Annotated in this window: 25 protein-coding genes; 16 read left to right on the forward strand and 9 right to left on the reverse strand. The window is 54.5% G+C overall.

Annotated elements, in window-relative coordinates; all coding sequences use genetic code 11:
- Complete coding sequence (locus tag ABD949_RS02460; protein WP_345240212.1) at positions 1–615, reverse strand: hypothetical protein; 615 nt, start codon at positions 613–615, stop codon at positions 1–3.
- A 138-nt stretch (positions 616–753) separates the two neighbouring features.
- Between ABD949_RS02460 and rsmA the strand changes: the two genes are divergently transcribed.
- From rsmA to dtd, 3 genes are all read left to right on the forward strand, one after another.
- Positions 754–1650 (forward strand): 16S rRNA (adenine(1518)-N(6)/adenine(1519)-N(6))-dimethyltransferase RsmA, encoded by an 897-nt coding sequence (gene rsmA, locus ABD949_RS02465; protein ID WP_345240214.1) that lies wholly within the window; start codon positions 754–756, stop codon positions 1648–1650.
- A gap of 113 nt (positions 1651–1763) precedes the next feature.
- The gene (gene mgtE, locus ABD949_RS02470) at positions 1764–3113 is read left to right on the forward strand and encodes a magnesium transporter (protein WP_345240216.1); all 1350 of its coding nucleotides are present in this window, start codon (positions 1764–1766) and stop codon (positions 3111–3113) included.
- A gap of 7 nt (positions 3114–3120) precedes the next feature.
- On the forward strand, positions 3121–3573 hold the full coding sequence (gene dtd / locus ABD949_RS02475) for a D-aminoacyl-tRNA deacylase (protein WP_345240218.1): 453 nt from the start codon (positions 3121–3123) through the stop codon (positions 3571–3573).
- A 9-nt stretch (positions 3574–3582) separates the two neighbouring features.
- Here dtd and ABD949_RS02480 read toward each other — a convergent pair whose 3' ends face one another.
- Both ABD949_RS02480 and ABD949_RS02485 read right to left on the reverse strand, forming a co-directional pair.
- Entirely contained in the window at positions 3583–4395 is an 813-nt protein-coding gene (locus tag ABD949_RS02480) for a sugar isomerase domain-containing protein (RefSeq protein ID WP_345240220.1), read from the reverse strand.
- Positions 4396–4417: 22 nt separating this feature from the next.
- Positions 4418–5326: an ROK family protein gene (locus ABD949_RS02485; protein WP_345240222.1), complete on the reverse strand. Its 909-nt coding sequence runs from the start codon at positions 5324–5326 to the stop codon at positions 4418–4420.
- A gap of 204 nt (positions 5327–5530) precedes the next feature.
- On the opposite strand from ABD949_RS02485, the gene ABD949_RS02490 reads away from it, so the two are divergent.
- From ABD949_RS02490 to ABD949_RS02510, 5 genes are all read left to right on the forward strand, one after another.
- The gene (locus ABD949_RS02490; protein ID WP_345240224.1) at positions 5531–6529 is read left to right on the forward strand and encodes a polysaccharide deacetylase family protein; all 999 of its coding nucleotides are present in this window, start codon (positions 5531–5533) and stop codon (positions 6527–6529) included.
- A gap of 173 nt (positions 6530–6702) precedes the next feature.
- Positions 6703–7344: an O-methyltransferase gene (locus ABD949_RS02495; protein ID WP_345240226.1), complete on the forward strand. Its 642-nt coding sequence runs from the start codon at positions 6703–6705 to the stop codon at positions 7342–7344.
- Between the two features lie 50 nt (positions 7345–7394).
- Complete coding sequence (locus ABD949_RS02500; RefSeq protein WP_345240227.1) at positions 7395–9680, forward strand: LysM peptidoglycan-binding domain-containing protein; 2286 nt, start codon at positions 7395–7397, stop codon at positions 9678–9680.
- A 157-nt stretch (positions 9681–9837) separates the two neighbouring features.
- Entirely contained in the window at positions 9838–10401 is a 564-nt protein-coding gene (locus ABD949_RS02505) for a DUF3109 family protein (RefSeq protein ID WP_345240229.1), read from the forward strand.
- A 52-nt stretch (positions 10402–10453) separates the two neighbouring features.
- On the forward strand, positions 10454–10780 hold the full coding sequence (locus ABD949_RS02510; protein ID WP_345240232.1) for an MGMT family protein: 327 nt from the start codon (positions 10454–10456) through the stop codon (positions 10778–10780).
- 59 nt (positions 10781–10839) lie between these two features.
- Here ABD949_RS02510 and mtgA read toward each other — a convergent pair whose 3' ends face one another.
- The 3 genes from mtgA to ABD949_RS02525 form a co-directional block, all read right to left on the reverse strand.
- Positions 10840–11709: a monofunctional biosynthetic peptidoglycan transglycosylase gene (gene mtgA / locus ABD949_RS02515; protein ID WP_345240234.1), complete on the reverse strand. Its 870-nt coding sequence runs from the start codon at positions 11707–11709 to the stop codon at positions 10840–10842.
- A 76-nt stretch (positions 11710–11785) separates the two neighbouring features.
- Positions 11786–12907 (reverse strand): radical SAM family heme chaperone HemW, encoded by a 1122-nt coding sequence (hemW, locus tag ABD949_RS02520; protein ID WP_345240961.1) that lies wholly within the window; start codon positions 12905–12907, stop codon positions 11786–11788.
- A gap of 39 nt (positions 12908–12946) precedes the next feature.
- The gene (locus ABD949_RS02525; RefSeq protein WP_345240236.1) at positions 12947–13510 is read right to left on the reverse strand and encodes a GNAT family N-acetyltransferase; all 564 of its coding nucleotides are present in this window, start codon (positions 13508–13510) and stop codon (positions 12947–12949) included.
- A gap of 299 nt (positions 13511–13809) precedes the next feature.
- Here ABD949_RS02525 and ABD949_RS02530 point away from each other — a divergent pair, with 299 nt between their 5' ends.
- A complete protein-coding gene (locus ABD949_RS02530; protein ID WP_345240237.1) occupies positions 13810–14202 on the forward strand; it encodes a DoxX family protein in 393 nt (130 codons plus the stop codon).
- A 52-nt stretch (positions 14203–14254) separates the two neighbouring features.
- Here ABD949_RS02530 and ABD949_RS02535 read toward each other — a convergent pair whose 3' ends face one another.
- The 3 genes from ABD949_RS02535 to ABD949_RS02545 form a co-directional block, all read right to left on the reverse strand.
- Positions 14255–15067, reverse strand: coding sequence for a PhzF family phenazine biosynthesis protein (locus ABD949_RS02535; RefSeq protein ID WP_345240238.1), 813 nt, complete (start codon positions 15065–15067; stop codon positions 14255–14257).
- A gap of 35 nt (positions 15068–15102) precedes the next feature.
- Positions 15103–15783 carry a hexitol phosphatase HxpB gene (gene hxpB, locus ABD949_RS02540; RefSeq protein ID WP_345240240.1) on the reverse strand — a complete coding sequence of 227 codons (681 nt, stop codon included), beginning with the start codon at positions 15781–15783 and terminating at the stop codon, positions 15103–15105.
- A 108-nt stretch (positions 15784–15891) separates the two neighbouring features.
- Complete coding sequence (locus tag ABD949_RS02545) at positions 15892–16179, reverse strand: YciI family protein (protein ID WP_345240242.1); 288 nt, start codon at positions 16177–16179, stop codon at positions 15892–15894.
- A 303-nt stretch (positions 16180–16482) separates the two neighbouring features.
- Between ABD949_RS02545 and ABD949_RS02550 the strand changes: the two genes are divergently transcribed.
- From ABD949_RS02550 to ABD949_RS02580, 7 genes are all read left to right on the forward strand, one after another.
- Entirely contained in the window at positions 16483–17871 is a 1389-nt protein-coding gene (locus ABD949_RS02550; RefSeq protein WP_345240244.1) for a M28 family peptidase, read from the forward strand.
- Positions 17872–17957: 86 nt separating this feature from the next.
- Positions 17958–18509 carry a cob(I)yrinic acid a,c-diamide adenosyltransferase gene (locus tag ABD949_RS02555; protein WP_345240247.1) on the forward strand — a complete coding sequence of 184 codons (552 nt, stop codon included), beginning with the start codon at positions 17958–17960 and terminating at the stop codon, positions 18507–18509.
- A 108-nt stretch (positions 18510–18617) separates the two neighbouring features.
- On the forward strand, positions 18618–19685 hold the full coding sequence (locus ABD949_RS02560) for a branched-chain amino acid aminotransferase (RefSeq protein ID WP_345240249.1): 1068 nt from the start codon (positions 18618–18620) through the stop codon (positions 19683–19685).
- 210 nt (positions 19686–19895) lie between these two features.
- Positions 19896–20747 carry a ChaN family lipoprotein gene (locus ABD949_RS02565; protein WP_425576718.1) on the forward strand — a complete coding sequence of 284 codons (852 nt, stop codon included), beginning with the start codon at positions 19896–19898 and terminating at the stop codon, positions 20745–20747.
- Positions 20747–21946 carry an MFS transporter gene (locus ABD949_RS02570; RefSeq protein WP_345240252.1) on the forward strand — a complete coding sequence of 400 codons (1200 nt, stop codon included), beginning with the start codon at positions 20747–20749 and terminating at the stop codon, positions 21944–21946. Before ABD949_RS02565 ends, ABD949_RS02570 begins: the two co-directional genes overlap by 1 nt.
- Before the next feature lie 76 nt (positions 21947–22022).
- Positions 22023–22589 (forward strand): hypothetical protein, encoded by a 567-nt coding sequence (locus ABD949_RS02575; protein ID WP_345240254.1) that lies wholly within the window; start codon positions 22023–22025, stop codon positions 22587–22589.
- Positions 22590–22705: 116 nt separating this feature from the next.
- Positions 22706–23272: a hypothetical protein gene (locus ABD949_RS02580; RefSeq protein ID WP_345240255.1), complete on the forward strand. Its 567-nt coding sequence runs from the start codon at positions 22706–22708 to the stop codon at positions 23270–23272.
- Positions 23273–23449 lie beyond the last annotated feature (177 nt).

The raw sequence follows: 23449 nt of genomic DNA on the forward strand, positions 1-23449 counted from the left end.
TTAGTTATTATTGCCTCGTTGATAAGGCAGCAAATAAGCCGCCAGAAAAAGCACCAACAATAAATACGTATAGGCCTCAAATGCGGTGTCCGGTTCAAACCCATCGCAGCTTTGCATCCAGTAAGCCATCAGAGAACATAACGCAATTGGCCAGACATTCAGCCTGACTTTCCAGCGACCGGCCCCATTGGCAAACCAGTAGGCCTCCAGTGCCAGCAAACCGGCAGCCGCAATAGCCCAGACCGACTCAATCAGCGGGGGTGTTTTGCTGTTTCGCAACGGGCTCACTTCGCCACCGGCAAAAAACATAGCGACCAATGCCGCTAGCGACACCACAAACCCTGGCCAGTTAAGCAGACCCGTCGCGGACGGTGTGCGCTGGACAGGTGGCGGCTGAGGCCGGTATACGGTACTGGTTATAGGAGCTGGTGCCGGGGTATCCGGACCAACAGCCAGCAACTCGCCGTTATTTACTGTCAGCAACACAGACCGGTCTTCGGTGGGTGAAAACCCCGGCACTAACTGGTTCGACCGGAAATAGTGTACGCTGCCGTTGGTATCTTTCACCAAACCGCACCGGGTTAATTCGTCGTAATGAATAATGGTACCGCGCATGAAAGGCCTGATGGCGTCGAAAGCGGGTAAAAGTAGCTAATGCAGGATAAATTTGCTATAATTTTATGAAGCGCGGTTCCTGTGATTTAGTTATAGGGACAGGGTCGTACCTTTGCGGCACTAACTATTTGTTTACTTATGCCCACTCGCCCCGACCGCAGCCGCTCCGATAAGAACCGTCCCAGCCGGGGCAATCCAGCCCGAGGTACGCCAGCCCGGCCGGACCGTAACCCTCAGGGAGCTTCTGATCGTGTCCGGCCCAAAAAACACCTCGGGCAGCATTTCCTGAAAGAGGTCCGGATTGCCGAGCGCATCGCGGGTCTGCTGTCAGGACATGGAGCTTATCATAAAGTGCTGGAAATTGGACCGGGTACAGGTGTACTGACGCAATATCTGTTAAAAGACGAGCGGTTCGAGACGCATGTGGTGGAAATCGATACCGAATCGGTGGTGTATTTGCGGCAGCACTTTCCGCAACTTGACAGGCGGATTATCGAAGGTGATTTTCTAGAAATGAAGCCGTCGGATTTATGGTCGGAGCCGTTTGCGGTCATCGGGAATTTTCCGTATAACATTTCGTCACAGATTTTCTTTAAGATACTGGATATTCGCGACCGGGTTCCGGAGGTGGCCTGTATGCTGCAGCGGGAGGTAGCTCAGCGGATTGCGTCGCCCCCCGGCAATAAAGATTACGGCATTCTGAGTGTGCTGCTGCAGGCCTGGTACAACATCAAATACGAGTTTACGGTAGAGCCGGGCGTGTTCAACCCACCGCCCAAAGTTCACTCGGGCGTTATCAGCCTCCGGCGCAACGCGGTTGAACACCTGGGTTGTGACGAGCGCCGGTTTGTGCAGGTGGTCAAGCAGGGATTTAACAACCGCCGGAAAACCTTACGCAACGCCCTTAAATCCATGAACCTACCCGAAACCATGCTCACGCACCCGCTGCTGGACAAACGCGCCGAGCAGTTGAGCGTAGCGGATTTTGTGGAACTGACAAATCTGAGTATGCCCCAGAATTCTATTCCGGAATAACTCAAAAATTTTCAACGGCTAAAGTTAAAGACAGGCCCATCGACGGTTAGCTTACCGGTTGAGACAATAAACCGGAATATAATCGCTTCGGCGATCCGATCTGGTCTACAAATATGACGTTTGAATTAACCAAAGAATACCTCGAACGAATCCAGACGGCGATTGCCGAAGGGGATGATGCGTTGCTGCGGGCTGAGATGGAGGAACTCTATCCCGCCGATATTTCGGGTATTCTGTATGAACTGGGAACCGAGCAGGCCCGCTATCTACTATCGTTGCTGAACCGGAAAGTAGGAGCCGAAATTTTGGCTAATCTGGACCCCGGCGACCGGAAGGATTTTCTGGAAGACTTCTCCTCCCAGGAACTGGCTCCTTATGTCGACGAGATGGACTCCGACGATGCGGTGGACATCCTGAACGAGCAACCCATTCAGATCAGGGAAGAGGTTATTGGCCTATTGGAAGACCGCGAACAGGCTCGCTTTATCCTCGACCTGCTGCATTACGATGAAGACGTAGCCGGCGGTCTGATGCAGAAGGAACTGATCAAGATCAACGTGGAGCTGACGGTCAACCAGTGTATCGAGGAAATCCGCCAGCAGGCCGAGAATGTCGAGAAAGTTCACGTCGTGTACGTGGTTGATGATGCCGGTAAGCTGCTCGGCTATGTTTCGCTGAAGCGGATTGTCTTGTCGCGGAAACACGCTAAGATTGCCGACATCTACGACGAGAACATCATCTTTGTGGAAACGTACCGGCCCGTTACCGAAGTTGCCGAGATCATGCAGCGGTATGACCTGGAAGCCGTTCCGGTGGTGAACGTACAGGGCCGCCTGCTGGGCCGCATCACCATTGATGACATCGTAGACGTGATTACCGAAAAAGCCGAAGAAGATATTCAGGCCATCTCGGGTATCTCGGGTGAGGTGGTCGAAGACGATAACATCTGGCAACGCGCTAAAGTGCAGTTGCCCTGGCTGGTAGCCGGTGCCGTGGGCAGTCTGATGGCTGCGACGGTAATCAATGGCTTTCAGGACGAATTGAGTCAGATTGCGGCTCTAGCGGCTTTTATCCCGATTATTGGCTCTACCGGCGGGAATGTGGGTATCCAGACGGCTTCGCTTATTGTGCAGGGCCTGTCTGATAAAGCCGGGCTTACGGCATCACTGGGGCAGCGGCTGCTACGCACCATTCTGGTGGCGCTCATCAACGGCCTGGTGGTGGGGCTGCTGGCTGGTGCTTACACGTTTATTATCGGTGAACCCAGGCTGTTTTTTGTGGTATCCACATCCCTATTATCGGTGGTGATGCTGGCGTCGTTCATGGGTACCATTACACCCCTGCTGCTCAACCGCATCGGCATCAATCCGGCGGTAGCGTCAGGTCCGTTTATAACCACCGCCAATGACCTGATCGGCATCGGCGTATACTTTATGATTGCTAATCTGCTGTTGCATTTATAATTTCCTCATGATTGCCATAATCCAGCGTGTTTCTGAAGCATCCGTAACGATAGACCGACAGGTAAAAGGACAAATTGGCCTGGGCTTCCTGATCCTCCTCGGCATTACCCATACCGATACCCGCGAAGACCTTGACTGGCTTAGTAAGAAGATCATTAGTATGCGTATCTTCGGCGATGCCGAGGGGAAAATGAACCTCGACCTCAGGGCCGTAGACGGCAGTATTCTGCTCATCAGTCAGTTTACCCTCCACGCCAGCACGAAGAAAGGCAACCGCCCGTCGTTTATCGAAGCCGCCCGGCCCGAAGTAGCCATTCCGCTCTACGAGCAGATGATCCAACAACTATCCGCCGATCTGGGCAAACCCATCCAGACCGGCGAGTTCGGTGCCGATATGAAAGTAGCACTGGTGAACGACGGGCCGGTAACAATCGTTATCGACTCAAAAAACAGGGTGTAATCCACACGCCTACTCCTCTTTTTGCCCCTGACTTACATACGATGCCTGCCCAACCTGTGCGTATAACTTAGCCAGGCGATGGGCATGTTCATCATACGCCCGCTCAAATAAATCGACAGCCCGACCGGCTCCCACCACGGCTCCCGCCGACAAGACCACCGGCGGCTGGCCCATCTGGGTAAGCAGCCGGGCTACCTCCGCTTTGATGCAATTAACGATAACGGCCCCACCCACCGTAGAACCCGGCGCTACAGGTGTATCCAGACCCGGCACGGTTATCATGGCATCGCCAACGGGAGCGCCGGTGTCCAGAACCAGGTCGGCAAAGTCGCTCAGCTTTTTGCCGTCGGCTCGTTTGCTGGTGCTTTGTTCGGCATGGTTGCGAGTAATTAGCGCCACGACCTTTACTCTGCGCTGCTGAAACAGCTCTGCCATTTCGATGGGTACCACGTTGCAGCCGCTGGAGGAGATCACCAGCGCTGAATCCAGGTCCGACAGATCATAATTCCGGAGTATGCGTTCGGCCAGCCCGGGTACGTTCTCGAGAAACATAGCCTGCCGCTGCCCGTTTGCCCCCACCACCAGATTGTGAAAGGTCAGAGACAGTTCGACGATTGGGTTAAAACCGGGAAAGGAACCATAGCGCGGCCACATCTCCTCCACCATGATCCGGCTGTGGCCCGACCCGAAAACATGTACCATCCGCCCCGCCCGGATCGTCTCGGCAAACCATTGTGCCGCCTGCTGCAGTTGTTCGGTCTGCTGCTCGATAACATCAAGAATGGCTCTCGACTTCTGAAGATATTGTTCAATAACGGTCATACTTCGGTTTAGAAATAGCTGTTTAGCGTTGATTTGTAGCTATAGAAAGGTTTGAAATGACACTTCCGGCCGCGCCGATAGCACCGGCCCATTCGTCAAAGTGGGCTTTACAAATAATCGTCTTCTTGCCAGCCGGACGCCATTCAAACAAATCTATGAAAGTTTCTAAAGGGCCGAACAGGGCATCACCGGCCTGCGTGATCCCCCCACCAATGACTACTACTTCGGGCGAAAAAGCATTGGCCAGAGAAGCCACCGCTACAGCCAGCCGCCGGATGGATGTCAGCCAGACCAGCGCTGCCAGCGGCTCACCCTGCCGGTAAGCGTCCACCAGCGCGTAGGTAGTCTGGTAACGCCCGTACGACCGCCGGGCTACGGTGGCATTACCAATAGCGTCTTCCAGACTACCAGGTATGCTGGTGATATCCAGTTGCTCACTATCGACGTCTACGGAGATATGGCCCAGGTGACCTGCCATCTGGAAATAACCCTGGTAGAGTTGACCGTTTAGCAACAGCCCTCCGCCCACGCCCGTACCTAAAGTTAGCATTAGGGCATTAGAGGCCTGTCGGGCGACACCGTAGCGGGCTTCGGCCAGCAGGGCGGCATGGGCATCGTTCAGCACCCGCACCGGCTCCTGGAGATACTCCGGCCATGAAAAGTGTTCCAGTCCCTGCAAGCGGCCGGGCATACAGGCAATCGCTGTATTATCGGCATTGGGCAGACCCGGAGCCGCCAGACCGATACCCTGTATCGGTTCTTCTGTTGCTGCTTTAAGCTGCTGAACCAGCTCCTGAACTGCAGTTTTCCAGGGTGTACCTTCTCCGTCGCCAGTAGGCAGAATCACCTTGTGCAGCACATCGCCCGTAGTTACGTTGAGTAGCACACCTTTGATGCGCGTACCGCCCATATCGATGCCAATCGCATTCATTGTTACCTTCGGTAGTTTAGAGATCAGGCAGCGAATGTAAGACAAAGGCAGAAAGAATTGAATGATGGGGATTGTATAGGATAAAAGATCATAGAATAGTCTCTTCCGTAAATTTTTCTGTATACCGAAGACAAGAAGAAAACGGAACGCCCGGTCTTTGATACCTTAGTACGCCTGATACGTTATTCCTGATACGCCCTGACCATGAAAAAAAGTTTAATCGGTTTACTCAGCCTCCTGGCTGCCACCCTTGTGAACGCTCAACCGCAGCCGCCAACCTTTGCCGAAAAACTCGGCTTCCCGAAAGGTAAAAAAGTCGTGATCTTTCATGTCGATGATGCCGGCATGAGCTATGAGTCCAATCAGGGTACGATCAAATCAATGGAGCAGGGTCTGGCCAACTCTGCCAGTGTCATGATGCCCTGCGGCTGGGTTCCGCAATTTTTTGATTACCTGAAACAGCATCCACAGGTCGATGCCGGGGTACATCTTGTCTTGACATCAGAGTTCAAAAATTACCGCTGGCATCCGTTAGTGGGCCGCGAAAAAGGCCCTGGCCTCTATGATCAGTACGGGGCCTTTTGGCCCAATGTACAGCAGGTGGTTCAACATGCGTCGGCAGACGAGGTGGAGGCCGAAATCAGGGCCCAGATTGCCAGGTTCAGAAGCTTTGGTGTGGAGCCTACCCATATCGACTCACATATGGGCACCCTGTTTGACCCCAAATTTTTAGAACGTTACATCAAGGCAGGCATTACGGAGAAAATTCCGGTGATGTTCCCCGGTGGTCATGCGACCCTGATTGCCAGTGACACCCGGATGACACCGGAGCTGCGCCAAACGGCTCGGCTTATCGGTCAGCAACTCTGGAATGCCGGCCTGCCCGTGATTGATGATCTCCACTCCGACAGTTACGGCTGGAATCTTCCAAACGGAACACCCGTGACGGATGAAAATTTGCGGAAACATAAAACCGAAAAATACATTGAACTCTTAAAAGCCTGCCAACCCGGGATTACCTTTATCATCAATCACGCGACCGATACGGGCAACCAATTTGCGCAAATCAGCAATTCCGGCCCTACCCGCAAGGGCGATATGCTGGCCATGATGGACCCGGCCCTCAAAGCGTTTATCGAAAAAGAAGGCATCATCCTGACCACCTGGCGGGAGCTGATCAGCCGGCGAAAACAGGTAAAATAACGATAGCGAAGGCCACCAATTGGTGGCCTTCGCTGTTTAAAAGACCGGCTGCTATCTTTTTTGGCCACATACCACCGGCGATATAGTATCCGTTTACCAGAAAACGCTATTTTTACCCAAACCACCGAGACGGGCTTCCGGGCCTTGCTGCGCCGGAGCCATTCCTGAACCGAATGGAGTTTCTACCATCCGAACTGTCGGCCTACGCCGAAGCCCATACAACTCCCGAAAGTGAGCTGCTGAAACGGCTCAACCGCAACACCCACGCCCACATTCTGCGGCCCCGCATGCTGTCTGGCCATATGCAGGGCCGGCTGCTGGCCATGATCTCGCACATGCTGCGCCCCCGGCGTATCCTGGAAATTGGCACCTACACCGGCTACTCCGCCCTCTGCCTCGCCGAAGGACTCGCCGACGACGGCCTGCTGATTACCATCGACAACAACGAGGAACTGGAAGATTTTGCCCGCACCTACTGGAACGAATCGGCCTACGCCAACCGGATCGATTTCCGGCTGGGCAATGCACCCGAGCTAATTCCGGGTATCGACGAAGTATTTGATCTGGTTTTTATCGATGCCGATAAGAAAAACTACGCGCTTTATTACGATCTCGTGCTGGACAAAGTTCGTCCGGGTGGGATTCTCCTGGCCGATAACGTACTCTGGAGCGGCAAGGTCGTTGAGCCGGTGAAGCCATCGGACAAAGACACCAAAGCCGTGCTGGCGTTCAACGAAAAAGTACAGAAAGACCCACGGGTCGAAAATATCCTGCTGCCCATCCGGGACGGTTTACTGATGATCCGAAAACTGTAGAACCTTATATCTAGATATCTAGCGAACTGAGCGGAAAGACACAATCTCTTATGAAGAAACTACACTTCCCCATTACCTTCCTTTTTGTTCTGATCTGGATGCATTCGCCGGCTCAGCCGCAGCCTGGCTTTCGCGCCGACGTGCCGGTGGTACCGACCCGGATTATGTTTGCGGGTCTTTCCGTGCAGATGGACGAAGGTGCCCGCGCCATTATTCAGCAGGACGTCAATGCATTGATGGCCAACCGGCAGTACTGGGATATGAAGCTCAACCGGTCGGCGCTGTATTTTCCCATCATTGAAGGGATCTTTGCCGAAGAGCAGGTGCCGCTGGACTTCAAATACCTGGCCGTCCAGGAAAGTTCGCTTACGCCCGATGCCGTCTCTACGTCGATGGCCGTGGGTTATTGGCAGTTTAAACGCGAAACGGCCCTCGACCACGGCCTGCGCGTCGATGATGAGGTCGACGAGCGCAAAAGCATTACGGCGTCGACCCGTGGGGCTGCCCGCTACCTGAAACGGACAAACACCATTTTTAACAACTGGGTTTCGGCTCTCTATTCCTACTACCTGGGTGCCGGTGGCATTAGCCGGTTGATTCCGCAGGAGTGGGCCAATGCCCGGGAAATCAGCGTTGACGCCAGCACCGACCGGTACATTCTGCGGTGCTTTGCGCATAAACTGGCCATTGAGAACGCCCTTCAGACGTTTAAACCATCAAATGCGGTATCGCTGGTCGAATACCCCCGTGGCAACGGCAAGCAGTTCAGCCAGATTGCCCAGGAGTTAGGTATTGATGAATTTGAGCTTCGCAAGTACAACCGCTGGATTTCCGGCGATGCCGTCCCGGCCGACAAACCATATGTCATGGCCATTCCGGTGCCCAATGAGCGGCTCGCCGATTTCCGTCGCCGGCTGAACTTGCCGGCGGACAAACCAGTTCTGGCATCAAACATTAATAAGCCGATTCCGGACGGCGATGACATTGGCTTCCCGGTTTTACGCCGGACTACCCCTCCCGGCCGCAGCAAAAACGAGCCGATCTATTATGAAATAAATGGTCTGAAAGGTATTCAGGCGCAGGCCGGCGATAAGCCTTCGTCGCTGGCGAACAAAGCCGGGGTTAGCCTCTCCAGTTTTTTGCGGTACAACGACATGGGCGAGCGCGATCCGGTCATAACGGGGGAAGTGTACTACCTGCAGAAAAAGCGCCGGAAAGGAATGGTTCCGTACCACACAGTCCGCGAAGATGAAACCATGCGGACCATCTCGCAGATGTACGCCGTTCGGTTGAAAAAATTGTTGCGTTACAACCGGCTCGACCGGATTCAGAAGCTTCAGGTCGGCCGGGTGATGTGGCTCCAGAAGCGCCGGCCGAACGGTCCGGTTGAAATTCTCAATGCCCCCGCCCCCGGTACCCCGGCACCGGCTCCTGATCGTTCGACGGTAGCCCGCAACGAACCCTCAACACGCCCGACGGAAAACACCAATGCAATTCCGCGCACGGCAGCCGAGCGAAAACTGTATCAGCCGAAGCTGGTAACCCCAACGGAAAATACGGCCGAACCGCAGCGCCCGGAGCCGGTAGCGTCCCGGCCGGCCAATCAGCCGGCCAGCCGTCCGGCTACCACAACGCCCGTGCCGACTACCAGCCAGCCCCTGGAGACACCAACCAATACCCCGGCCCAGGCTGTTTCAGCGCCGGCCCCATCATCAGGGAGTACAAATCAGCGCGTGATCATTGTCCGGCCGGCCGAAGAGGATCTGGCGACAAACACCCGCCCAACTACCACCCCGGCACCAACGCCCGCCAAACCGGTGAGTGAGCCGGCACCCAAAGCCATCTATCCGGGTACCGAGCCGAAGACTACATCCACCTACAGCCGCCCGGCCAGCACCCCTGCCAATATACCGGCAGAGAGCCGTCCGGCCCCGACCAGACCCGTTACCCCGGCCGCAACGGTACCATCGGGGGCTGCCGCAACGCATAGCGTATTACCCGGTCAGACGTACTACAGCATCTCCCGGCTATACGGCCTGACGGTCGATCAGCTGCTGGCGCTGAACAGCCTGACCGTCAACGATAAGCTGTCGGTAGGGCAGGAGCTCGTTGTGCGGTCTGCCGGTTCAACGACCAACCGGGTACCATCGACCCGCACAGCGGTTCCATCGTCGGCTCCCGCTACTCCGCAATACCACACGGTCATGAAGGGTGAAACCATGTACCGGATCTCAAAACAATATGGTGTTTCCATCGAGCAGATTCAGGAATGGAACCAGCTTTCTGACGTCACCGTCAGAGAAGGGCAGCGCATCAGGATTATCAAGCAGCTGTAACCCCTATTGATAAACCGCCGGATCCACTGGCGCACTAGTACCCAGCCTGTTTTGCCGGCGTACTTTTGCCCTGATGGAGCCGGCAGTTTTATTTTATGTCAGGGTTATTGATTAACTTTATAGTGGCATTTGGTAAGGATGCCTGTACACGAAGCCTATGATTTTAATTGATAATACCTGCATCAGCGACGATATAGCCGAAAAGTTTTTTGTCTGTAACCTCGAAAAATGCAAAGGGGCCTGCTGCGTAGAGGGCGATATGGGTGCCCCCCTGGAGCATAGCGAACTCGCTATCCTGAAAGAGATATACCCGAAAGTAAAGCCTTACCTCTCTGCCGAGGGCATCAGGGCCATTGAAGAGCAGGGCCTGTACGAAGAAGATTTCGACGGTGATTACGTCACCACCACCGTCAACGGCCGGGAGTGCGTTTACGCCATATACGACGAAAAAGGAACCCTTAAATGCGGGATTGAACAGGCTTATCTGGACGGGAAGATCAATTTTAAAAAACCCATCTCCTGCCACCTCTATCCTATTCGTATTACCAAATACGAGCACTACCACGCCCTCAACTACGACCGCTGGCCCATCTGCAGTCCGGCCTGTGGCCTCGGCAAGGAGCTGAATGTGCCTGTCTACCGTTTCGTCCGCGAAGCACTCGTCCGCGCCTACGGCCAGCAGTGGTATGATGAATTGGTGAAGGAGGTGGAACAGAAGTAAGTTTGTTGTTCCAGCGGGGCCACCCGGCTGGAACAATGAATCTGGAACAAAAATGCAGCGCGATTACTTCAACGATGTATACGACGTAGTACGGCAGGTGCCGCTGGGGCGGGTTACCACCTACGGAGCCATTGCGCGGTATCTGAGCCTGCGGGCGGGAGCCCGTATGGTCGGTTGGGCGATGAATAGCTCCCACGGCCTGGATGTACCGGCGCATCGGGTGGTGAATCGCCTGGGGGTACTGTCAGGCAAAAATTTCTTTGGCCATCCCACGGCCATGCAGGAGTTGCTGGAAGCCGAAGGTATAACGGTAAACGATGACCGCGTGGTAGCGTTTGACCGCCTGTACTGGGATCCCTCGGAGGAGCTAACCGTATAAGCTCCCACTACACCGCACCAGGTCCCATCCCACTTAACCAATCAACTAATCAACCAACCTCACAGGTTACGGATATAGGCCTTACCCCCTAACGCCCGCATTTGCCGGGTAATCTGGCTGGTCCGGCGCTGCACGTAGCCCGATGGGTTACGGATGGAGAACCGCCGGGGACTGGGCAGCACGGCGGCAATCCGGGCGGCTTCGGAACGGCTCAGGGTACTGGCCGCATGACCATAGTAACGCTGCGAGGCAGCTTCGACCCCAAAGGTCATCGGTCCCATCTCGGCCACGTTGAGATATACCTCCAGAATGCGTTCTTTCCCCCAGATCAATTCAATTAAGACGGTGAAGTAGGCCTCAAGCGCCTTGCGAATGTAACTGCGGCCATTCCATAGAAACACGTTTTTGGCTACCTGCTGCGAGATGGTACTGGCACCCCGTAATCGCTTGCGGTTCTCGCTGAGCGCATCCCGGATCTCGTCCAGATCAAAGCCCCAGTGCGTCGGAAAATTCTGGTCTTCGGATGCGACCACGGCCAGCGCAACTTCTTTAGAGATTTTATCGTACGACCGCCAGGTTTTGTGAATCTTGCTGTCTTCGCCCGCACCGATGGCCTCAACCTTCCGGGCGATGACCAGGGGCGTAAACCAGACCGGCACAAATTTCAGCACGACCACCCAGAGTATTGAGAAAAGAAAAGCAAACAGCAGCAGCTTCAGAAAATACCCGTATAGCCGTTGCAACAGCGGCCGCTCCCGCATAAAGGCCTTCGCCTTTGACCAATACCCCCGCCCTGTTGAGCGTGATCCATAGGAGCGTGCTCCGGATGATGGAGACCGGTACGAACCAGCTGAATAGCTGGCCGCTTTGGTCGGTGGTACCTGACGGGCCTGGTTACGAAATTGGTTGGCGGGCCGCTCCTGACTCATAGTGTCTTGTTTAATTAGCGGGCGAAAATGGCAAAAAAAGCCGTAGCTGTGGCTTAAAAACGCTAATCTTTATCCATCAGTCTACAAACAGCTCGGCCGCCACCCGGTCGGCGAAGAGCTTGCCGGATTCAGTCAGGCGCACTACTCCGCTGTCGATCAGCAGCCAACCGTTGTTTTGCAGCTTTCCTATGATTAACCGGTTAGCGGCTAAAAAGTCCCGGCCCAGCATCTGATTCAGGTCATCGATGCGGCAACCCCATTTGGTGCGCAACCCCGTGAGCAGGTATTCGTTTACCTGGTCGGCGGGGGTTAGCTCCTCCCGCTCCGCTGGTATCTGACCGGAACCCAGTCCGGCAATATAACGCGGATTATGCGCAACATTGTATTGGCGGCTGGGGCCGTTGTACGAATGAGCCGCCGGACCCACGCCCAGGTAAGGCCGTCGTTGCCAGTAGGCGCTATTGTGCCGGGCGTAGCAGCCCGGTTTGGCAAAGTTGGAGATTTCGTAATGGTCATAGCCAGCACCGGTCAGGGCCTTCACCAGCTGCTCAAAGTGATCTGCAGCTAGCGAATCTTCTGCGGGTTGCAGCCTGCCTTTCTGCTGCCAGCGGCCAAAGGCGGTATCGGGCTCGATGGTGAGACTGTACGCCGACAGATGAGGAACATCCAGCGCCAGTGCCCGCTCCAGATCCGCCTGCCAAAGGTTATCAGGCCGGTTGGGTATGCCGTAGATCAGGTCGATGCTCAGGTTATCAAAACCGGCATCCCGTGCCAGCCGAACACACTGCTCAGCTTCAACGGCCGTATGCGCCCGGTTCATCCACCGTAGGGTAGCCTCATCAAAGGTCTGAATGCCCACGCTCAGGCGGTTGACGTATCGGCGCAGCATCGCCAGTTTGTCGGGAACCAGATCGTCGGGATTGGCTTCGAGGGTGATCTCAGCGTCGGGCGCAACGGTAAACTGCTGGTGGATGGCCTCGAAGAGTTGCGCCAGTTCAGCTTCCGTCAGCAGCGAGGGCGTTCCTCCGCCAAAGTAGATGGTTTCCAGGCGACGCGCCGGCAGGTAATCGGCCCGTAAGGCGATTTCGTGCGCCATGGCGGCTACCAGTTCGGCTTTGAACGTCTGATTGGTACTGAAGTGAAAATCGCAGTAGTGACAGGCCTGCTTACAAAACGGTATGTGCAGATACAGATGCATGCCTCTGTAGTACACAAAATAGCGGGCGGGGGTTCCCGGCTATACCAGTCGTTTCTCCAGGACAATAATCAGACCGCGGTGCCCCTGCAGCGTACCGATGATGTCGAAGCCGTGCCGGATGTTCAGCAACAGCATCGTTCGCCAGCGGTTCATGGTCTGTGTCCGGATGGTCTGGTAACCACACTGCCGGCACCAGTCATGCTGCCGTGTCATCAGTTCAGCCGCAATGCCCCGCCCCCGATAATCGGGTGATACGCAGCCGAGCCAGCTATAGAACTGCGCTGGTTTACGTTCATACCCCATTTTATAGCCAACAACCACACCACTGTCCATGGCTAGCAGGGTCAGTAGAGGTCCACGTTGGGCGTGATACGTCATATCGGCGACGGCTTCTTCGCGGGACTGATCGGTAAAAACCTGTAGATGGAGCGTCAGGAGCGATTCGAACAGGGGCTCATGGGGCAACCCTTCAATCTGCAGCCATTCCAGCATAGCGTGAACGTACCTTAAAATCCGGCACTCTATCCGCAACAAGGCACCATAGCCCAACAGGAAAAGCGTATGGAGGAAAAGCAGGAGAGAACCTATTAATCGTTGGGGCACTTTTTACAGCGCTTCCCCTTTTTATATTTTTTGCAGCACTTCTTTAAGACACACTCATGACCGGCAAACGGATTTCCACCAAAGGTCTTCCCAACGTTAAACTTTATCTCCGCTGCTTCTGGCTTATCTGCGACTAACATGGTTATTCACTGAATTATGATGCAAATCTCCCGTTTATTTAGAACAATTACAAATAAAACAGAAAAATAATTCTATAGTTCATATGGGTTAGTAAACGGACGGCTTTCCAATTTTTCGGCAGGTATTTGCGATTGGCGGGGAATCAATAATTTTACGCCATGCAGCGCCTACGTCCCTACGCCCCCTTTTTGCTTCGTCTCGCTTTTGGCTATGAATTATACGATGCCGCCGGGCATACGGCGCTGCACCCAACGGAAGGCCTTCCTGGCTATGCTGAATGGCTAAAAAGTCTGGGTTTTCCGTTTCCCATCGTAAGTGCCACCTTATCGGCGTATGCTGAGTTCGTCGGGGCCATTCTGATAGTGATTGGCTTCAAAACGCGCTGGGCCGGGGCCATACTGGCAATCAATTTTGCCTTTGCTCTCCTGTTCGGACATCTGGCAATCGGGGACACTTACAAGAATACGTTCCCGGCCCTCAACCTGTTTGCCATGAGTATCTTTCTGCTGCTCAACGGCCCCGGCAAACCCTCCGTTGATGAGGGTTTGTGAGGGAGAGTCAACCGACTACTGGTAAAAGAAATTTTTGAGGTATGCCGTGGTTTTACCCCCCCGACGATACCAGCACATCCATCAGAATCTCCCCTTTCAGGTACAATTGCACTTTGCCGGAGATATCGACACGGTCGCCGTGGAGTTTGCATTCAAGGTAGCCACCGCGTTTGGAAAGCTGCCGCGCCGTCAGTTGCGTCTTGCCCAGCCGCCCGGCCCAGAACGGTACCAGCGTGGTATGCGCTGAGCCTGTAACGGGATCTTCGTCAATACCGACCTGCGGAGCAAAGAACCGGGACACAAAATCGACGTCGTTACCGGGCGCCGTCACGATGATGCCCCGCGCCGGTACCGTGGAGAGTTCGCGCATATCCGGCATTAGTTCTTCAATGTCTTCCTGCTTTTCATACACCAGCAAAAAATCCGTTTTACCCTTGTATACCTCAGCCGGCTTTATGTCAAAACTTGACGCCAGCGCCGGGGGCAGCAGCGGGGGTTTGTTGACCGGATCGGCCGGAAAGTCGAGCGTAAGCCAGTCTCCTTCGCGGCAGACTTTCAGCGTACCACTCCGGGAGTCGAAAAATATATGGTCAGTATCTGGTTTGTCTTCCAGAAAAAAGATCACGTAGGCAGCCGCCAGAGTAGCGTGGCCGCACAGATCTACCTCTACCGCCGGTGTAAACCAGCGGATATGGTATCCCTGATCAGTTCTTACATAAAAAGCTGTTTCGGCCAGGTTATTCTCGGCCGCGATCCGCTGCATCTGTTCGTCGGCCAACCAGTCGGTAAGCGGACAAACAGCGGCCGGATTACCGGCAAACAACTGATCGGTAAAAGCATCCAGTTGATAAAGGCGTATTGACATGAGGGTATGGGTATAACAGGAACGATACGAAAGAGTTACGAGGGTGTACTGTCAACTTCGGCCTGCAAAGCCAGAAACATTGGCTCTTCGAAGGCCGCTAACGAGGGAACTTTCAGGGTGGCCAGATTAAACTTAGCATCATCGAACTCATAGTCGGCTGGCACCGCTACCGTAATCATCCCGGCGGCATGGGCCGATTTCAGGCCATTTCCGGAATCTTCAAATGCGAGGCAGCAGGCCGGGTCAACGCCCAGTTTGCGCGCTGTGCCCAAGTATACATCCGGGTGGGGTTTATTCCGCGCTTCGAGCGTTGCCGAATGCCAAACTACAAAGAATTCACGAATGTTCAGCCGGTCAATCACCAATTCGATCAGGTTCATGGGCGACGCCGAGGCAATGGCCATGGGGATGCTTTTCTCCCGGAAAAACTGAAGCAGGTCAACCATACCCGGCATGGGCCCGGCCTTAAGACCGATGTATTCGAAAGCTTTGTTGTGGATTTCGTGGGCGACCTCCTCGCGGCTGCGGTTGGTCCAGGGTTGGCGCTGATACCAGTATTCCACTACGGTCTCAATCGGCAGGCCGGTAGTCCGTTTGCACATCTCTTCGGTCAGTTCCAGACCAACGGTCCGGAACACTTCCATTTCGGCGTCCCGCCAATGGGGTTCAGAATCCACCAGCAGGCCATCCATATCAAATATAGCAGCACAAATCATACACACATTTCTGATTCAGGTTGTCAGCAGAAGCAAGGCTTCTCCTGCTTAATTCGTATAATGGCAGTAAGGTAACCCGCTGCCGGATTGAGTGGCTACGAAGACTTATTAAAGGACAACCGCCCGGAACGGATTGACGTTGATAGTTTCCCAGACGCGACCCGTCACATACGGGTCGTTTTGCAGCCACTGCTGAAGCTGCTCCTCGGATTCAAAGTCCACAAGCACCATGGAACCAATCATCCGGCCATCGTCATCGAGCAGTGCTCCGCCGGTAATAAAATGACCATCGGCTTTCAGTTTACGAACGGCATCGAGGTGACTGGGACGAGCGGACATCCGGCGGTCAAGCGCCTGCTCATCCGTATAATCGTACGCGTGAACAACGTATTGCATGGCAGATAATATGGCGTAGGCTAATAATATAAGCTATTTGGGCGGGCAAGGTACTATTTTTTCCTGCAATCAGGAAGCCCAACCTCGCTGTTCCAAAGGTTACCTGCCGTTCAATAAAACACAAGCCCGAATCTCAATACGTCAGCGGTTAAAAGGGAATTTTGTAGCGCAGATAAGCGTAGAACCTTTTTACAGAGGCACACTGAGATTAAAAGAAAAATTTGGCGAATCTCCGTGCTCCTCTGCGTGTCTCTGTTTAATAACCCTTTCACTACACTAACTTTGCAGAAAGACAACCTGAACATGAAGAAAACACTCATCCTCGGACTCTCGATTTTAACAACCCTCCATACCTACGCCCAGGATACCGACTCGGTAGCTATCCGCCGGATTTACAACGAAGCTCTCACCAATGGCAAATCCTACGAATGGCTGCGCCACCTCACCAAACAGATTGGCCCGCGCCTGAGCGGCTCGGCCGGGGCGCAGAAAGCCGTGGACTGGACCAAACAGATTATGGAGAAAGAAGGGTTCGACCGGGTGTTTCTACAGGAGGTAATGGTCCCACACTGGGTGCGGGGGGCGAAAGAAGAAGCCTACATCCAAACCGGCAAACAGAAAATAACAGTACCTATTGCAGCCTTAGGCGGTTCGGTAGCGACGCCACCGAAGGGCTTACAGGCCCAGGTAATCGAAGTTAAAAGCCTGACCGACCTGGAGCAGTTGGGCACCGAAAAGATAAAAGGAAAAATTGTCTTCTATAACCGACCGATGGACCCGACAAAGCTGAACACCTTTGAAGCGTATAGCGGAGCGGTCGACCAGCGGGCTAACGGCGCTACATTTGCCGCCAAATACGGGGCCGTCGGGGCCATTGTCCGGTCGATGACCACCGCCAACGATGATAACCCGCATACTGGCAGCATGCGCTACGGCACCGGCGTTCCGCTTATCCCAACGGCGGCCATCAGTACCAACGGCGCCAATCAGCTCAGCAGCCTGCTGAAGCAGAACCCGCAGCTTACGTTCTTCTTCAAACAAAACTGCGAGACTCTGCCCGATGCAAAGTCATACAACGTAGTCGGTGAAATCAAAGGCTCCGAACGGCCCGACGAAATTATCGTGGTCGGCGGTCACCTCGACTCCTGGGATCTGAGCGAAGGGGCGCACGACGACGGCTCCGGCTGTATGCAGTCTGTTGAGGTGCTGCGCATCATGAAGGCCCTGGGCTACAAACCCAGGCGGACCATCCGGGCGGTGATGTTCATGAACGAAGAGAACGGCCTGAAGGGCGGCATCGGTTACGCCGATTACGCCAAAAAGAACAATGAAAAGCATATTGCCGCCATCGAGTCGGACAACGGCGGCTTTACGCCCCGTGGCTTTGGGATAGTGGGTACTCCGCAGCAGAAAGCGCATGTAATGGCGTGGAAAAACCTGCTGGCCCCTTATGGCCTGCACGAGATTGGTCCGGGTGGTGGCGGTGCCGACATTGGGCCCCTGGCGCAGCAGGGCACGGCGTTGTTCGGCTTCAAACCCGATTCGCAGCGGTATTTTGATTACCACCATACGGGTATCGATAAATTTGAAGCGGTAAACAAACGGGAGCTTGAATTAGGGGCCGCTTCGATGGCCGCCCTGACCTACCTGCTGGACAAATACGGATTGCCGGAAGCTACGGCGGTGAAATAAGCAGTAATCATTTTAAATCTTCAGAAACCCGGAGGTAATACTCTGGGTTTTCTGTTAATACATGAAACGTCACACTCTCCCATTGCATGAAAATTTATACCAAAACCGGCGATAAAGGCCAAACCTCGCTCATTGGCGGCCGGCGGGTCAGCAAGGCCGATCACCGCATTGATTCATACGGTACCGTCGATGAACTGAATTCCTGGATTGGCCTGGTGCGCGACCAGCCGGTGAATGACACTCGCCGGGAGTTGCTCAAAGAGATTCAGGATCGGCTGTTCACCGTGGGCGCTACCCTGGCGACCGATCCGGAGAAGGTTATCCGTAAACCCATCCCCGATATTATTCCGGAAGATATTACCTTGCTGGAGCAGTCCATGGACCAGATGGATGCAGAGCTACCCGAACTGCGGGCGTTTGTGCTGCCGGGCGGCCATCCGTCGGTTTCGTACTGCCACCTGGCCCGGACAGTATGCCGGCGGGCCGAGCGGCTGGTGATTGCGCTCAGTGAGGATTCGCCGGTAGACGAGCTGGTCATTCAATACCTCAACCGGCTGTCGGACTACCTGTTTGTGCTGAGCCGGAAAATGGCGCAGGAGCTGGACGCGGAAGAGGTAGCCTGGAAACCGCGCGTTTAATGGGTTATTACGCCACGGTCCCAGCAATTTACCGGAATTTCTCTACTTTTGTTAATTGACAACTCCCACCGGCAACTAAAAGCTTCGGTGGACCTTATCTGTACCGCTATGACTACTGATTTGTTGCAGATTGAACTGCGGAAAGGCACCAGCTCCCGCATTCAGGAGGTAGATTTCGATAATCTGCCGTTTGGTAAGCACTTCTCGGACCATATGTTTGTGGCCGATTTTGTGGATGGCCAGTGGCAGAACCTGCAAATTGTTCCGTTCGATAATTTCACCCTCAGCCCGGCGCTGTCGTCACTGCACTACGGTCAGTCGATCTTTGAGGGCATGAAAGCCTATAAAAATGAAGACGGTGAGGTGCTGCTGTTCCGCGCCATCGACAACGCCCGGCGGATGAACGAGTCGGCCAAACGCATGTGCATGGCCACCATTCCGGAAGAGGTATTCATCAGCGGACTGGAAGCCCTGCTGCGCGTGGATGCCGACTGGGTACCCAGTCAGCCGGGCAGCTCGCTCTATATCCGGCCGTATATGTTTGCGACAGATACGTTCCTGGGCGTGGCTCCGTCCAAAACCTATAAGTTCGTTATTTTCACCTGCCCGGTAGGTACCTATTACGCCAAGCCGCCGAAGCTGAAAGTAGAGACGGAATACATCCGGTCGGCACCGGGTGGCGTTGGCTTTGCCAAGTGCGCCGGTAACTACGCGGGCTCGCTTTACCCGACCATGCTGGCGCAGCAGGCCGGCTACGATCAGCTGATCTGGACCGACGCCCTTACGCATAAATACATTGAGGAATCCGGTACGATGAACATCATGTTCATTATCGACGGTAAGCTGGTAACGCCGGCCGTTTCTGACTCTATCCTGCGGGGTGTTACCCGCGACAGCATCATCCAGATCGCCAGAAGCTGGGGTGTTGACGTCGAAGAACGGAAAGTATCCGTTGACGAAGTGATTCAGGGTATCGAAGATGGTCGCCTGACCGAAGCCTTCGGTGCCGGTACGGCCGTAGTGGTATCACCGTACTCGCTCATCGGTTACGAAGGCCATGATTATATGCTGCCGGAGCCGACAGAAGAATCCTTCTGCCGCAAAGTATTCCACTACCTCAGCGACCTGCGCACCGGTAAGATTGATGACCCGTTCGGATGGGTGACCAAAGTATAGTTCCAGGTTTCAAGTTCCAAGTTTCAGGCTTGAGAAGTTTGAAGGACTTAAAAAGGCCTCCGGCAACTGTCGGGGGCCTTTTTGTTGCTGTTGAAAAGTTTTTTACGGAAGCGGGTACTCTTTTGGACTCGTACGAGTTATGCTTACAAATACATAGTTTTGATGAGATATTTTCTGTTATTCCTGATAGCTCTGACGACCGCTGCCTTTATGTCCGATAAACCAGCGTACCGGCTGTTCGACCAGAAGTTGAAACCCAGCCGCTATGATAAACTGCTGAAAGAAGCCGCCGAGGCTGATGTAATCCTGTTTGGTGAGCTGCACAACAACCCCATCTGCCATTGGCTTGAACTGCAATTAGCCAAAGATCTTTATACTAAGAAAGGCAAACAGCTGGTGCTGGGCGCCGAAATGTTTGAGGCCGATAATCAGCAACCGCTGAACGATTACCTGCAGGGAAAAATAGGCGACAAAGAGTTGACCAAACAGGCACGACTGTGGAATAACTACGATACCGACTACCGGCCTATTGTCGACTTTGCCCGCAAGAACCAGGTACCGGTCATCGCCAGCAACGTACCCCGCCGGTACGCCAGCATGGTCGCCCGCCAGGGATTAGCTTCGCTCGACGCGCTGCCGGCCGACGAAAAACGCCAGATAGCCCCGCTCCCCATTGAAGTAGACCTGACTCTGCCCGGCTACAAAGCCATGCTCGGCATGATGGACAGCGCCCACAGCAGCGGCAGCGGCAGCGCCAACGATGCCGCCAAACGCGAGCAGGCCGCCAATTTCCCCCGCGCCCAGGCCATCAAAGATGCCACTATGGCCCACTTTATCCTGCAGAATCTGTCACCGGGCCAGACCTTATTGCATTTCAACGGATCCTACCACTCCAACAACTTCGAAGGCATCGGCTGGTACCTGCGCAAACAGCGCCCCGACCTCCGCATTCTGACCATCTCCTCCGTGGAACTCGAAGACCCCGACAACCCTGAAAAGTCCAGCCGCGACCTCGCCAACTTCGTAATTACCATCCCCGCGGATATGACCAAGACGTATTGATGCGTGACCGACGGCTGCTGCTGATTTATGCGATTATTCTGATTGATGTGGTGGTGGGGTCGGCTATCGGGCCCATTATGCCAGAATTTGTCAAGGGGCTGGAACACCCGCAGGTATGGCTGTCGGTAGGTACAGCCTTGTTTCTGGGCGTTCAGTTGTTTGCGGCTCCCATGCTGGGCAAGATTTCGGACGGATACGGCCGGCGGCCGGTTATGATCGTATCGGCCATCGGTACGTTTCTGGCCGATTGCCTGCTGCTGCCGGTGCGGGCCAGTCTGTATTTTGTCAACCGGTTCAGCGACGGACTGACCAACGGCATGTACGCAACGGTGCGCTCGGCGATTACCGATATTTCCGCTAAAGATGAGTTGTTCAAGAACCTGGGGATTGAAGGAGCCATTATTTCGCTGGGCTTCGTAATAGGCCCCATGGTTGCCGGGCTGCTGCTGACGGTATTGAATGTGCCGGAGGGCCAGCAGGCTACCTACGTAGCCGGACTGGCCGTTAGCTTATCGGCGCTGAATATCGGGCTGAGTTTTCTGCTGCGCGAAACCCATCCGCAACCCTCGGGCATCCGCGGCAAAGAACTGCGCGATGAGGTAGCCCTGTCGGTGAACGTGCTGACGCTGTGGTCGCGGCTAAACGCCAAGGGACGGCTGCACCCGGGGCTGCTCCAACTGGTGCTGATGCAGGTGGCGCTAACGTTCAGCATCGGCTATTACTTTTATTTTGTCGCCTTTGTGAGCGTCGGGGAGTTGCAGATGGACGCCAAAGCGATTTCCTACTTTTTTATCTATTTCGGCACGTTGAGCATCGCCATCAACTACGTCTTTTACACCTACTTTGCCGACCGCATCAACCAGCGCCGGGCTATCTTCTGGTTGGCGCTGCTGGGTACGCCCGTCCTGGCTGCCTATGGCCTGCTGGGTACCTCCCTGGTCGGGCTGTATGTTGTGGTCACCATCGACTGTCTGACCATTTCCCTCATTCAGGGATTGATTGAAGGGCTGATGGCGCAGCGCACCTCCGACGAAGACCGGGGCGAAATCTTCGGGCTGAACCAGGCCATGCAGGGGCTGGCCAGTTTTGTAACCACGCTGGTGTTCGGCGCTTTATCGCTGATTGATTTGCGGTTGCCCTATGCCTGGTTTGCCGCCTGTCTGGCCGTAGTCGCCTGGCTGGCGCACCGGAAGTTCTAGGCCTGTTTTTTCGTTCAACATTCCGGCCTGAGATTCGTTATTGTACGGAAACGAAAATTACCCGTACCCCGGTTTTATGCACGAGATTGAGCCTTTCTACAATTGGGAAAAGCTGTACGTAGCCGCCGACGACCCCCGGTCGCCGTTTTACGGCCGCGAGTACAACTTCAACCAGTACGAACACGATATATACGGGTATTACATTCACCCGCTCTGGGACGAAATCGGCTCGGAGACCCTGTATGTAAAGATCCTCTTTGCCGACTACGACCGCCAGTACGTCATCATGGAACTCTTCGGTGAGTGGAACGACACGCTGCACAACGACATCATGTACCTGAAACGGCAGGTCATTGACCCGCTGGTGAGAGAAGGCATTAAATACTTTCTGCTCATCGGCGAGAACGTGCTGAACTTCCACGGCTCCGACGACAGCTACTACGAAGAATGGTTTGAAGACGTGGAAGACGGCTGGATCTCGGCCGTCAACTTCCAGGAGTTTGTGGAGCGGGAGTGGAAGAGATACCACCTCGACTACTACATCAACTTTGGCGGAACGCTGGAGATACTCAACTGGCGAACCATGAAGCCGATTCAGTTGTATGACCTGGTCAACAAACTGATTGTCCGCCGGCTGGGGTGAGTTTGGTTAATTGGTTAAATCAGCCAGTTAACTGATGGGTATCATATGAAATCACCTGAACTTCCGTTATCGTTGCAGTCTCTACGAGTAACCCATCATCAATCACGACCAGACATATGGAAGAGCCCATCAAAAACACCGAAGGACCAGCCGCAGAAAAGACCCAGGCCACGGCTGAAGAAGCCCATAACGCGACCAGTACCGCAGCCGACAGACTGGAGAGCCTGCGGGCCGAAGCGCTGGAACAGTTGTCAGCAGCCGCCGATAAAGTCGAGGAGATTGCCGGTGAGGTGACCGAAAAGATAAAAGCCGCAGCCGCCAACATCGACGTTGACGACCTGAAAGCGCAGGCGGCCGAGCAACTGGAAGCCGCGAAAGCCAAAGCAACCGTAACTATTGACGAGCTGAAGGTACAGGCGACCGAAGCAGCCGCCCAGGCTTCCACCCGGATTGAGGAGGTTAAAGCCGAAGCGGCTGTTCATCTGGAGGAGCTGCGCGTCATGGCCGCCGACAAACTGGCCGTTGCCTCCGAACGGTTTGCGGAGCTCAAGGTAGAAGCGTCCGAACAACTGGAAGTCGCCGGCAACAAGCTGGAGGAACTCAAGGTCGAAGCGGCCAAAGAGCTTGACGAGGTGAAGGAAAAAGCCAAAGAGCTCTGGAACCGCCTGACCAGCGAAAAGTAGACAGATCACCGCATGCATACAGCCGCCGGACTACCCCTATTGGGTACAGCCCGGCGGCTGCTGTTTTCAGGAAAAATCCGCTCTGGAGGGCCATTTACGCCGGCCGTGTCATCTGAAACCTTTTAGGCCACAGCCGGTTATATAGGGACAAAAGGTACTGCTTATTAAGCCGTAACC

The organism is Nibrella saemangeumensis, assembly GCF_039541915.1.
In the GTDB taxonomy this organism is placed as follows: domain Bacteria; phylum Bacteroidota; class Bacteroidia; order Cytophagales; family Spirosomataceae; genus Nibrella; species Nibrella saemangeumensis.

What these genes read in the sequence shown, in the direction of transcription:
- ABD949_RS02460 (WP_345240212.1), bottom strand. Translation starts at nt 615, where the DNA reads ATGCGCGGTACCATTATTCATTACGACGAATTAACCCGGTGCGGTTTG.
- rsmA (WP_345240214.1), top strand. Translation starts at nt 754, where the DNA reads ATGCCCACTCGCCCCGACCGCAGCCGCTCCGATAAGAACCGTCCCAGC.
- mgtE (WP_345240216.1), top strand. Translation starts at nt 1,764, where the DNA reads ATGACGTTTGAATTAACCAAAGAATACCTCGAACGAATCCAGACGGCG.
- dtd (WP_345240218.1), top strand. Translation starts at nt 3,121, where the DNA reads ATGATTGCCATAATCCAGCGTGTTTCTGAAGCATCCGTAACGATAGAC.
- ABD949_RS02480 (WP_345240220.1), bottom strand. Translation starts at nt 4,395, where the DNA reads ATGACCGTTATTGAACAATATCTTCAGAAGTCGAGAGCCATTCTTGAT.
- ABD949_RS02485 (WP_345240222.1), bottom strand. Translation starts at nt 5,326, where the DNA reads ATGAATGCGATTGGCATCGATATGGGCGGTACGCGCATCAAAGGTGTG.
- ABD949_RS02490 (WP_345240224.1), top strand. Translation starts at nt 5,531, where the DNA reads ATGAAAAAAAGTTTAATCGGTTTACTCAGCCTCCTGGCTGCCACCCTT.
- ABD949_RS02495 (WP_345240226.1), top strand. Translation starts at nt 6,703, where the DNA reads ATGGAGTTTCTACCATCCGAACTGTCGGCCTACGCCGAAGCCCATACA.
- ABD949_RS02500 (WP_345240227.1), top strand. Translation starts at nt 7,395, where the DNA reads ATGAAGAAACTACACTTCCCCATTACCTTCCTTTTTGTTCTGATCTGG.
- ABD949_RS02505 (WP_345240229.1), top strand. Translation starts at nt 9,838, where the DNA reads ATGATTTTAATTGATAATACCTGCATCAGCGACGATATAGCCGAAAAG.
- ABD949_RS02510 (WP_345240232.1), top strand. Translation starts at nt 10,454, where the DNA reads ATGCAGCGCGATTACTTCAACGATGTATACGACGTAGTACGGCAGGTG.
- mtgA (WP_345240234.1), bottom strand. Translation starts at nt 11,709, where the DNA reads ATGAGTCAGGAGCGGCCCGCCAACCAATTTCGTAACCAGGCCCGTCAG.
- hemW (WP_345240961.1), bottom strand. Translation starts at nt 12,907, where the DNA reads ATGCATCTGTATCTGCACATACCGTTTTGTAAGCAGGCCTGTCACTAC.
- ABD949_RS02530 (WP_345240237.1), top strand. Translation starts at nt 13,810, where the DNA reads ATGCAGCGCCTACGTCCCTACGCCCCCTTTTTGCTTCGTCTCGCTTTT.
- ABD949_RS02535 (WP_345240238.1), bottom strand. Translation starts at nt 15,067, where the DNA reads ATGTCAATACGCCTTTATCAACTGGATGCTTTTACCGATCAGTTGTTT.
- hxpB (WP_345240240.1), bottom strand. Translation starts at nt 15,783, where the DNA reads ATGATTTGTGCTGCTATATTTGATATGGATGGCCTGCTGGTGGATTCT.
- ABD949_RS02545 (WP_345240242.1), bottom strand. Translation starts at nt 16,179, where the DNA reads ATGCAATACGTTGTTCACGCGTACGATTATACGGATGAGCAGGCGCTT.
- ABD949_RS02550 (WP_345240244.1), top strand. Translation starts at nt 16,483, where the DNA reads ATGAAGAAAACACTCATCCTCGGACTCTCGATTTTAACAACCCTCCAT.
- ABD949_RS02555 (WP_345240247.1), top strand. Translation starts at nt 17,958, where the DNA reads ATGAAAATTTATACCAAAACCGGCGATAAAGGCCAAACCTCGCTCATT.
- ABD949_RS02560 (WP_345240249.1), top strand. Translation starts at nt 18,618, where the DNA reads ATGACTACTGATTTGTTGCAGATTGAACTGCGGAAAGGCACCAGCTCC.
- ABD949_RS02565 (WP_425576718.1), top strand. Translation starts at nt 19,896, where the DNA reads ATGTCCGATAAACCAGCGTACCGGCTGTTCGACCAGAAGTTGAAACCC.
- ABD949_RS02570 (WP_345240252.1), top strand. Translation starts at nt 20,747, where the DNA reads ATGCGTGACCGACGGCTGCTGCTGATTTATGCGATTATTCTGATTGAT.
- ABD949_RS02575 (WP_345240254.1), top strand. Translation starts at nt 22,023, where the DNA reads ATGCACGAGATTGAGCCTTTCTACAATTGGGAAAAGCTGTACGTAGCC.
- ABD949_RS02580 (WP_345240255.1), top strand. Translation starts at nt 22,706, where the DNA reads ATGGAAGAGCCCATCAAAAACACCGAAGGACCAGCCGCAGAAAAGACC.